11 protein-coding genes are annotated in these 8,889 nt (G+C 68.4%); 6 read left to right on the forward strand and 5 right to left on the reverse strand.

Features of this window, described 5'->3' with window-relative positions; genetic code table 11:
* The first annotated feature begins 73 nt into the window (after nt 1–73).
* Nucleotides 74–613 carry a DUF1269 domain-containing protein gene (locus tag HH310_RS42210; protein ID WP_169181401.1) on the forward strand — a complete coding sequence of 180 codons (540 nt, stop codon included), beginning with the start codon at nt 74–76 and terminating at the stop codon, nt 611–613.
* Nucleotides 614–732: 119 nt separating this feature from the next.
* Nucleotides 733–2,100, forward strand: coding sequence for an FAD-binding oxidoreductase (locus HH310_RS42215; RefSeq protein ID WP_169181402.1), 1,368 nt, complete (start codon nt 733–735; stop codon nt 2,098–2,100).
* Here HH310_RS42215 and HH310_RS42220 read toward each other — a convergent pair.
* The 4 genes from HH310_RS42220 to HH310_RS42235 all read right to left on the reverse strand — a co-directional run bounded on the left by HH310_RS42220 (nt 2,090) and on the right by HH310_RS42235 (nt 5,419).
* The gene (locus HH310_RS42220; RefSeq protein ID WP_169181403.1) at nt 2,090–3,010 is read right to left on the reverse strand and encodes a DMT family transporter; all 921 of its coding nucleotides are present in this window, start codon (nt 3,008–3,010) and stop codon (nt 2,090–2,092) included. The two genes, HH310_RS42215 and HH310_RS42220, sit on opposite strands and share 11 nt — an antisense overlap.
* A gap of 228 nt (nt 3,011–3,238) precedes the next feature.
* Nucleotides 3,239–3,793 carry a hypothetical protein gene (locus HH310_RS42225; RefSeq protein ID WP_169181404.1) on the reverse strand — a complete coding sequence of 185 codons (555 nt, stop codon included), beginning with the start codon at nt 3,791–3,793 and terminating at the stop codon, nt 3,239–3,241.
* Between the two features lie 202 nt (nt 3,794–3,995).
* Nucleotides 3,996–4,451: a NifU family protein gene (locus tag HH310_RS42230; protein WP_169181405.1), complete on the reverse strand. Its 456-nt coding sequence runs from the start codon at nt 4,449–4,451 to the stop codon at nt 3,996–3,998.
* Entirely contained in the window at nt 4,448–5,419 is a 972-nt protein-coding gene (locus tag HH310_RS42235) for a hydrogenase expression protein HypE (RefSeq protein ID WP_312034678.1), read from the reverse strand. The genes HH310_RS42230 and HH310_RS42235 overlap by 4 nt, the downstream gene beginning before the upstream one ends.
* Before the next feature lie 84 nt (nt 5,420–5,503).
* Here HH310_RS42235 and HH310_RS42240 point away from each other — a divergent pair, with 84 nt between their 5' ends.
* From HH310_RS42240 to HH310_RS42255, 4 genes are all read left to right on the forward strand, one after another.
* The gene (locus HH310_RS42240) at nt 5,504–6,019 is read left to right on the forward strand and encodes a helix-turn-helix transcriptional regulator (RefSeq protein WP_169181406.1); all 516 of its coding nucleotides are present in this window, start codon (nt 5,504–5,506) and stop codon (nt 6,017–6,019) included.
* A gap of 120 nt (nt 6,020–6,139) precedes the next feature.
* Nucleotides 6,140–6,589: a hypothetical protein gene (locus tag HH310_RS42245; RefSeq protein ID WP_211193320.1), complete on the forward strand. Its 450-nt coding sequence runs from the start codon at nt 6,140–6,142 to the stop codon at nt 6,587–6,589.
* The gene (locus tag HH310_RS42250; protein WP_169181407.1) at nt 6,586–6,828 is read left to right on the forward strand and encodes a hypothetical protein; all 243 of its coding nucleotides are present in this window, start codon (nt 6,586–6,588) and stop codon (nt 6,826–6,828) included. Before HH310_RS42245 ends, HH310_RS42250 begins: the two co-directional genes overlap by 4 nt.
* A 10-nt stretch (nt 6,829–6,838) precedes the next feature.
* On the forward strand, nt 6,839–7,531 hold the full coding sequence (locus HH310_RS42255; RefSeq protein ID WP_169181408.1) for a hypothetical protein: 693 nt from the start codon (nt 6,839–6,841) through the stop codon (nt 7,529–7,531).
* Here the strand turns inward: HH310_RS42255 and HH310_RS42260 are convergent.
* Nucleotides 7,501–8,577 (reverse strand): helix-turn-helix transcriptional regulator, encoded by a 1,077-nt coding sequence (locus HH310_RS42260; protein ID WP_169181409.1) that lies wholly within the window; start codon nt 8,575–8,577, stop codon nt 7,501–7,503. The genes HH310_RS42255 and HH310_RS42260 overlap by 31 nt on opposite strands.
* Nucleotides 8,578–8,889 lie beyond the last annotated feature (312 nt).

The following is an 8,889-nucleotide window of genomic DNA, read 5'->3' on the forward strand; positions in this document are numbered from 1 at the left end:
CGCCCGCCGGTTGCCCGGGCCATGGTCGGCCCTGGGTAACGGCGGTCATTTCGGTCCGGGAGGAGCAACGCAAATGGCTATCGACACTTTCATGGTCTACGTCGGGGTGTATCCGAGCGTCGCGCTGGCGGAGGAGGACTACGACGCGGTGAAGGATCTGCACGTCAAGGCGAACTTGATCGACGCGTATGACGCCGCGCTGATAGAGCGCCGCCCCGACGGCAAGACGAAGATCGTCAAGAAGCATGAAACGCCGACCCGGGTCGGTGGGGTGCTGGGCGGCGGCATCGGCTTGGGAACCGGGCTGGTCGTCGCGCTGTTCCCGTTCGCGGCGCTCGGTGGGGGGCTGCTCGCGGCGACGACCGCCGGAGGTGCCCTGCTCGGATCGCTGACCGGGCACGCCGCCGCCGGGATGAGCCGCCGCGACCTGAAAGAGCTCGGCGAGCACCTGGACAGCGGGCAGGCCGGCCTGCTGGTCGTGGCCGTGTCCGACATGGGGGCGAAGGTGGAACGGGCCCTGCGCCGCGCCCAGAAGGTGGAGGCCCGGCAGATCAAGGCGGACATCGCCGAGATCGAGCAGGACGCCAAGGCGGCGGGCGCGGACGCCGGGTGACTTCGGAACCCGCGTATGGCCGTGGGCACATCCGGCCCGTGCCGAGCCGGATGATGCCACCGGCGGAGTAACTTGCCTCGAAGTGGCGGTGGACAGCGCCATGGAGGAGGTCATCCGGCATGACTCACCCGAATTCGCCGGCCGAATTGCGCGCCGGATTCCTGGGTAACGTCGTATTGCCCGCCGATGCGGGCTATGACGACGCGCGAGCGATTTACAACGGCATGATCGATCGGCGCCCGTCGGTTATCGCGCAGTGCGAGAACGTCGAGGACGTGATCCGGGCGATTCGCTACGGGCGGGAGACCGGGACGGAGATCGCCGTCCGGGGCGGCGGGCACGGTGTGGCCGGCAAGGCGCTCACCGACGGTGGCATCGTCATCGACCTTCGCCGGATGCACGCCGTCACCGTTGATCCCGAGGCCCGGACGGCACGGGTCGACGGGGGAGCACTGATGTCGCACCTCGACGAGGCAACCCAGCCGTACGGGCTGGCCACCACCGGCGGACGCGTCTCCAGCACCGGGGTCGCCGGCTTCGCGCTCGGCGGCGGGTCCGGCTGGTTCGAGCGCAAGTTCGGGCTGGCCTCGGACAACCTGCTGTCGGTCGACCTGGTGACCGCCGACGGCGAGCTCGTGCGGGCCAGCGCGGACAGCCATCCCGACCTGTTCTGGGCGCTGCACGGCGGCGGCGGCAACTTCGGCGTGGCGACCTCGCTCACCTTCCGGCTGCACAGCCTGCCCACGGTCACCGCCATCCTGCTGCTGTGGCGCCCGGAGGCGGGGCCCGAGGTCGTACGGGCGTACCGGGAATTCATGAAGTCGGCGCCGGACGAGGTCGGTGGCGCTTTCAGTTACGCCACCGCGCCGGACGCCCCGTTCGTCCCCGACGACCTGGTGGGCGAGCTGGCCTGCTCGGTGCTGATCACGTACGCGGGGAGCGAGTCGGAGGCGCGCGACGTGTCCGCGGCCATGCTGAAGCTCGGTCACGAGGGCGCGCTGATCGGCGAGCTGCCGTACACCGAACTCCAGTCCCGCGGTGACCGGCCGCCGGGCTCGCGCAACTACTACTCGGCGGAGTATCTCGGCGGGTTCCCGGACGAGGCCGCCGACCGCTTCGGCGCGCGAGCCCGCGACATGCTCGTGCCGTCGCGGTCGTCGCAGGCGCTGTTCGCGCTCGGCGGGGCGGTCACCAACGGGGTGTCCGACCATCCGATTCCGTGGCGCCGGGCCGAGTGGGCGGTCCACCCGTACGGGATGTGGGATGTTCCCGAGGACGACGCGCGGGTCATGAAGTGGGGCCGCGACCTCATCGCTGATGTCCGGCCGTGGTCCGTCGGCGCCGTGTATCTCAACTTCATCGGCGATGAGGGCAACGATCGGATCGTGGCGGGGCTCGGCGAGGAGAACTATCGGCGTCTGGTGGCCACGAAGGATCGCTACGACCCGGACAACGTCTTCCACCTCAACCAGAACATCAAGCCGTAGCCGAGCCGACCGTGGCCGTGGCGGGTTTGTGCCGGACCACCGTCGGCGAATGCGCGAGCCCGGTCACACCGACCACCACCAGCGCGGCCGCTCCGGCCAGCGCCGCCAGCCCGCCGGCGCTGCTGGGGAAGTGCGCGTTGAACGCGAGCACCCCGATGAAGTAGCTCGCGACCGGGTTCGTGATGGTCATCGCGGTCACCGCCAGCGACAGCGACCCGGTCGCGAACGCGTCCTGCTCCAGGATGAAGCCGCTGACGTTGGCCGCCGCGAGCAGATAACCGGGCCAGTCCGTCGCGGTGGCGGCGACGCCGTTGTGGAACAGATCGTCGGTGGTGATCTTCAGCAGTGCCGCGCTGATCGCGAAGAAGACGCCGGCGCCGATCGCGATCGGCACCGCGCGTACCGCGTGGTGGCGGCCGGCCGCGCTGAGCACGAGCAACCCGACGAACGCGCCCGCGCACACGGTGGCCACCAGGACCCGCTCCCGGTTCACGACTCCGGCGTGCGGAGCGGTGCCCGGCACCGAGATGAAGATGGCGATGCCGGCGCAGATCGCCGCCGCCGAGCCCAGCTCCAGCAACCGGGGCCGGCGGTGATCCCACAGCGCCGCCAGCCACAGCGTGAAGATCAGCTGGCTGACCAGGAGCACCTGGACGACCGCCACCGACCCGAAGTACAGCGCCGCGGCCTGCACCAGCGACCCGCCCACGTTCGCGGCGGTGCCCCACAGCCAGACCCGGTCGCGCCCCAGGCGGCGGGCGGTCCGCAACACCGGGAGCGCGGTGGCGACGCCGGTCGCGGCCGGCGGCGGGGGATCGGCGTTGACCGCCATGTGGGCCGCGTGCTGCTGCAGCGCGGCCGACGCGGCGAACAACAGCGCCGACAGCAGACCGAGAACGACCGAGACCATGCGGCCTGTCTAGCGTCACGCCGATCTGTTACGGAAGGCGTGCGCAGCGTGACAACGGTCCCAATCAGCTGGAACGCGCGCGACGCACCGTCGAGGCGTACCGGGAATGCCCGGAATTTCGCCTTAAATCCCTCGTCGCTCTGGTGATCAACTTCGCCCTGGTGATCAACTTTGGGTCGTTCCGCGCCTTGGCGGGCCTTGACACCAGCAGGTCCTGGTAAGAAGCCACTAGCTGACACTCGCTTCCTGTCGTCGTTGCCATACGGGGAAAAGGGCACCGTCGGCCAGCACTCGCAGCACCCGGTCGACACGCAGATAGCCGGCGATATGGGCGGTCACCGCGTTGATTGACGCCGGCGAGGTGACCACCACGGGCAGGCTGCCGACGTCGAGCAGGTGTTCCACGGTCGCCGCGTCGCGCAGCAGTTCGGCGGGGCGGTGGCGTACCGGGGTCGGGACCACGTCGTGCCAGGGAAGATGCTCGCGCAGCTGGGCGATCATGAGCTGCGTCATGGCCCGTCGCGTCGCCCCGAAGATCAGCAGCAGCTCGTCCTCCGCCGCGATCTCGGCGAGGCGGCCCACCACCGACTCCGGATGCCAGTCGGCGTCGCCCTCGCGGACCGCCGCCACCGTCAGCGTCGGCCGGCTCTGCACCTCCCACCAGCTCGCCTCGGGCTCCCGGACGACCGTGGGCTCGTGCCGTCGCACCGTGACGCGGTGCCCCCGGAAATCGGCCGGTACCGCCGTCAACTCGCGCCGTGTCGTGAAACTCTGCCAGAGCAAGGCCGTCACCCCAAGCCGTTCTCGATCCCGGTACCGGGCGTGTCCGGCACTGCGACCAGGCTGCATGACTCTTCGTCACCGGCACCAGACCCATCTGTGTCCACCCAGTACTGGAGTCGTGCGCCCCGGCGAAAATGCTGGTCGGAGGACTAGCGGACAGTTGTGTCCGGGGACCCCTCTTCCTCCCGAGGGATGTCATGAGTCAGGGTCGGGGTCGCACGGAGATCTGCAGCAGCGGCGGCGGAAGTTCACAATCGATCCCGTACGCCTCCGGAGCCGCCCGCCGCACCAGGGCCTCGATGTCGCGCAGCGCCGTCCGGGACCCGCAGCCCCGCTGGATGCCGCGCACCCGCAGCCGCACCACGCCGGCCTCGTCGATGCCCAGGTAGTCGGCGTCCACCCCGTCGAGGGCGACCCTGATCCGCTCCTCCATCGGCACCGGATGCAGGTCGTGCACCAGCAGCAGGCTCGCCACGAGCGGATCCCGGCACAGCTCGGCAACCCGCTGCGGGCCGAGCGCCGCCACGATCCGGGCCAGGCCGTCGCCGTACAGGCCGACCAGGCTCCCGGCCAGCTCCTCACCGAGCTCCCCGGCCCGCGGGTCGGCGCAGTTCCGCAGGTCGCCGAGGATGCGATCGATGTCCTCGGCGGTCGTCACGGGGTGCCCGCCACGCGCAGCGTGAAGCCGCGCAACATGTGGATCAGCGGCGTATTGTCCTCGTCCGGCGCCTCCGGGGCATCTGGCGTCTCCATGAACGGCATGAATTTGTCCGGGAAGCCCGGCATCGTGCACGCGATACAGATGCCGCCCACGTTCGGGCAGCCACCGACGCCGTTGATCCATCCGCGTTTGGGGACGTTGCAGCGCACCACCTGACCCCAGCAGCCGACCTTGACCAGGCAGTTCGACGAGCCGTACCCGCTCGCGTAGTCGCTCTGGTCGTAGAACGAGGCCCGGTCGCATCCGGAGTGGACGGTCTGCTCGAACAGCCAGCGCGGCCGCAGCGACTCGTCCAGCGACATCTGCGGCGCCTGGCCGCCCACCTGGTAGAGCAGTTGCAGGATCGTCTCGGCCAGGTTGTCGGGAAGGGTGGGGCAGCCCGGCACGCACACGATCGGCATCCCGGCCTTCGACTTCCAGTCCCAGCCCAGATAATCGGGCACCCCCATGGCCCCGGTCGGGTTGCCGGCCATCGCGTGGATTCCCCCGTACGCGGCGCACGTGCCCACGGCCATCACGGCGGTGGCTTTGGGCGCGAGCCGATCGATCCACTCGGACGCGGTGATCGGCTGCCCGCTCGACGGGTCGTTGCCGAAGCCGCTCCAATAACCGTCGGTCTTGTTGCCCTCGTCGGGCACCGACCCCTCGACGATCAGGATGAACGGGTCGAGCTCGCCCCGGTCGGCGCGGTGCCACCATTCGATGAAACTGCCATCGCCCTGGTCCGGACCGCTGTCGAAGTCGAAATAGGGCCAATGCAGCGCGACCTCGGGCAAACCCGGCAGCGCACCGGCCACGATCTCCTCGATGCTCGGCTGGGTGGCAGCCGTGAGCGCGACGGACTCGCCGTCACAGCTGAGCCCGCCGTTCATCCACAGTATGTGCAGAACCTGTCCGGCCTCCACCGGGCGGATGGTATGCCTGTCCGGCTCCCGGCAAAAGAGCGCTGTCACTCGTACGGGTGGGTCCGCTCACCGTAAGCTGAACCGATGGCGGAGAAGATCGAGATCGTCCCGCTCGAGGTGGTGTCCCGCCCGTTCCCGGCGCGCCCCGCCGCGCTTCCCGACGTCCGCGACTTCGTGCGCCGCCAGCTCCTCGGCACCACGGTCACCGACGACGACATCCGCGTGCTGTGCGAGCGAGTCGCCGACGTCCTGCTCGAGGGCGCCGGCGCCGCCGGCCAGATCCAGGTGTCCCTGCGCATCTTCCCCGACTCGGCCGAGGTCGACGTCCTTTTCGTCCCTTCCGCCGGTACGCCTCCCCGCCTGCCCGCCGCGCCCTCGAACCCGGATCAGCCGGCTTCCGCACCGCCGGCGTCCCCGGCCCCGTCCTTCGCGGCGTGGCTGCGGGCGCGGCTGCAGCGCGAGGGCCTGACGATGGAGGCAGCGGCACGCCGCCTGGACGTGTCCACAAAGACGATCAGCCGCTGGGCGGGCGGCACCACCGAGCCACGAATGCGCGACCTGTACCGAATCCGCGAGGTCTTCGGCGAGCCGTTCAAATAGGCGTCGCTTGCTAGCCTCGGCCGAGTGAGCGGGCGGCGACCGCATGCGGGACCCGGCGAAGGTCCGACGACGTCGGGCCGTCGCGGTGGCGACGCGTCGCCGTCGCCCGGAATCAGGAGCGTGGCCGAAGCACACGAGGAGATCGCCGCCGCCCTGCGCGCGGGCCGGCCCAGCGAGATTGGCCTTTATTCGCGCTCCGGGGCGCTTTCGAATCGTGAAGTCCTCGATCAGGGCTCGGGGCTTCCTCGCTCGGCGGAAAGTGTCCGGCACTACGCCGAGCTGGCGGAGGTCGATTTTCGCGGCGCGCACATCGAAATCGTGGAAAGCGCGGACGACGTCGCCTATCTGGACTTCCAAGGCGCGGTGGCCCGGACCGACGCGTTCGGGGTGCAGCTCGGCCCGGCCGCTTTCCAGGATGAAGAGACACTGGTACGGACGCTCGGACACGAGAGTGTGCACGTGCGGCAGCATGAGGAGGGCCGGATCACGACGGTGACGGGCCCGTTGGAAGATGAGGCGTACAAGGCCGAAAATGGCTTTGTCGCGGCATGGAGGAGAAACCGCGAATGACCCGTCTCATCGTGCAGAACGTGCATCGCTTGTCGAGCCGCCCCTGGACCTTTCTGACCGGACGTCTCGAAGGGGACGCGTTGCGCATCGGTGATGAGCTGACGTTCTCGGATGGCCCGGCGGCTTCCGTGGTGGTGCGATCCGTCGAGTTGCACGGCGGGCCGGGGATGACGACCGTCGCCGTCGAAGGCGCATTCGCCGGGGAGATTCGGGCGGGCGCGGTGCTTACGCGGGGGTGACACTGGGTGAGTGCTGCTGACGGTCGCGGGGTCGAGTTGCTCGGGTAAGACGACTGCTGTGCGGGCCTGCGCCGCGATCGCGGGGCTGGTCGTGCACGACTTCGATGAGATCGGTGTGCCGTCCGGCGCGGACACCAGCTGGCGTCAGCGCAGTATGGAGGCCTGGGTCCGGCGGGTCCTGCGCTATCAGGCCGGCGGCCTTGACGTGGTGCTGACCGGGCAGTCGCCGCTGGGGGAGGTGCTGGCCTGCCCGTCGGCGACGCGGCTCGACGGGATCGCGGCCTGCCTGCTCGACGTCGACGACGCGGTCCGTCTGCGGCGGCTCGACGATCGCAGGCGGTACGACGGCGACGCCAAGCGGAGGTTCCTCGGCTGGGCGCGGTGGCATCGAGGGCACGCCGCCGACCCGCGCCATCAGCCGGAGGCGCTCACCAGCGGCGGGTGGACACCAATGAGGTGGGACCGCTGGCAGGACTGGACGAGCGACGATCCGCGCTGGAACGTGTGCGTGATCGACACGACCGGTCGAAATGTGGAGCAGTCGGCCGTGGACATCACTCGATGGATCGCGGACGCCCGCGCGGACCTGGCCTCCGGACGGCTCGGCTTGACCGGCGCGTGGGCGGTCAGCGTCTCCCGGCCCGGGGCCAGCGCGCGAACTCCGGGGTCGGTTCAGCCGGTCACGGATGGACCTTCCCACTGAAACAGCCGCACGGCAGGATTGGTCAGATCCGGTGGGCTGGGCTTTTCATTCATTATTTGGACTTTAAAGAGGATTGCTACGATCCGTCGGTCACAACCGAGATTCGTGAGATACCTCGTGTTGCGCTCGCGAAGTTGCCGATGGGTGAGTGCCAGCGCGGATCCAAGCACGCCGCGGCCATACATTCCGTTGAACATCGTCAACGTGGCCGAAGCGTTGTACGGGTTTGGTCCTCGGACGATAAGCCCGATGTCGACGGCAAGCTCCCAGCCGGCCTCGACCTGTTCCAGAACGGGTTCGAAGTTCTGCTCGTCCTCGCTTCCGTGGTTCACCACGAAAGCAGCTCGTTGTGGACTTTCCGGACCGGACGGCTGAGAACGTTCCGAGTTCTGGGAGGTAGCACGCTGGTACGACGGAAAGTGCTCCTGGGTAATAGGGAAGTCAATATCGGCAAGTATTCTTTCGGTGACTTTGTTGAAGTCGACACCGCCGAGTACGACGAGGTGATCGGTGTCATGGACGGTGGGGTCGTATTCGTCGGACGTGATGTGCCGCACGCGGGAACCTGGATTCGCGCCGGGCAGATGGCCCCAAAGCTCCAAAAGGGTGTCGGGGTCGGCGTACCTATAGGTGCGCACGTAGTCCGGGACTTTCGGCTGAGCGTAAGGCATCCGCATCTCGGTCGGCAGCTCTCCACAGACGAGCGTCACGTCGTTCCCATCAGGAAAGTGCCAGAAGCTCGCGCGTGGACGGGGCGCCGCGGCGGCGGAACGGCTTTTGGCTTCCTTCGCCGCCGTCCTGAGGTTGAGCAATTCGACTTCCAGCTCGTCCCGGCCGCGTTCAGTATTCCGGAAAAGCTCCGCATACCGGCGCACCTTTTCATCGATCGGTATTTCTTTACCGTTCTCATACCCCGAAACCATCGGCCCTTTGACCCCCAGATGGCTCGCCACTGAACCCTGGGTCACGCCGGCCTCGTGCCGAAGCTCCTTGAGACGCAGAGCCAACTTGGAGATCGGGTGATCCTGTTCCGTTTCAGGGCGCATCGCGTCTCCCCTCGCAAGCCCTGATGGACGCTCACGCATCGTGCGGCTTGGCCCACTTCAGTGCTTGCTTCAGTGATTTGCTGAAGTTTAGCCTCAAGTTTGAGGTTCAGTCATGGTGACCAAAGTAGAAGCTGATGACGGGGAGGGCAAGGGCGTGACCCGGCTGGACCGTTAACGCGGAAGGGCACCCCTGGTGTTGGCCAGGGATGCCCCTAATTTCCGCTACCCTGCTCATCAAGCGAGGTCGCAGTGCGAACTCTAGTCGATCCAGTGCCCACGACAAGTCATCTCGCAAACGCGTTGCCGCAGCTA

Source organism: Actinoplanes sp. TBRC 11911 (assembly GCF_012933445.1).
Taxonomy (GTDB): Bacteria; Actinomycetota; Actinomycetes; order Mycobacteriales; family Micromonosporaceae; genus Actinoplanes.

Coding starts and splice junctions, on each gene's coding strand:
- HH310_RS42215 (WP_169181402.1), top strand. CDS start 733: ATGACTCACCCGAATTCGCCGGCCGAATTGCGCGCCGGATTCCTGGGT.
- HH310_RS42240 (WP_169181406.1), top strand. CDS start 5,504: ATGGCGGAGAAGATCGAGATCGTCCCGCTCGAGGTGGTGTCCCGCCCG.
- HH310_RS42210 (WP_169181401.1), top strand. CDS start 74: ATGGCTATCGACACTTTCATGGTCTACGTCGGGGTGTATCCGAGCGTC.
- HH310_RS42260 (WP_169181409.1), bottom strand. CDS start 8,577: ATGCGCCCTGAAACGGAACAGGATCACCCGATCTCCAAGTTGGCTCTG.
- HH310_RS42220 (WP_169181403.1), bottom strand. CDS start 3,010: ATGGTCTCGGTCGTTCTCGGTCTGCTGTCGGCGCTGTTGTTCGCCGCG.
- HH310_RS42250 (WP_169181407.1), top strand. CDS start 6,586: ATGACCCGTCTCATCGTGCAGAACGTGCATCGCTTGTCGAGCCGCCCC.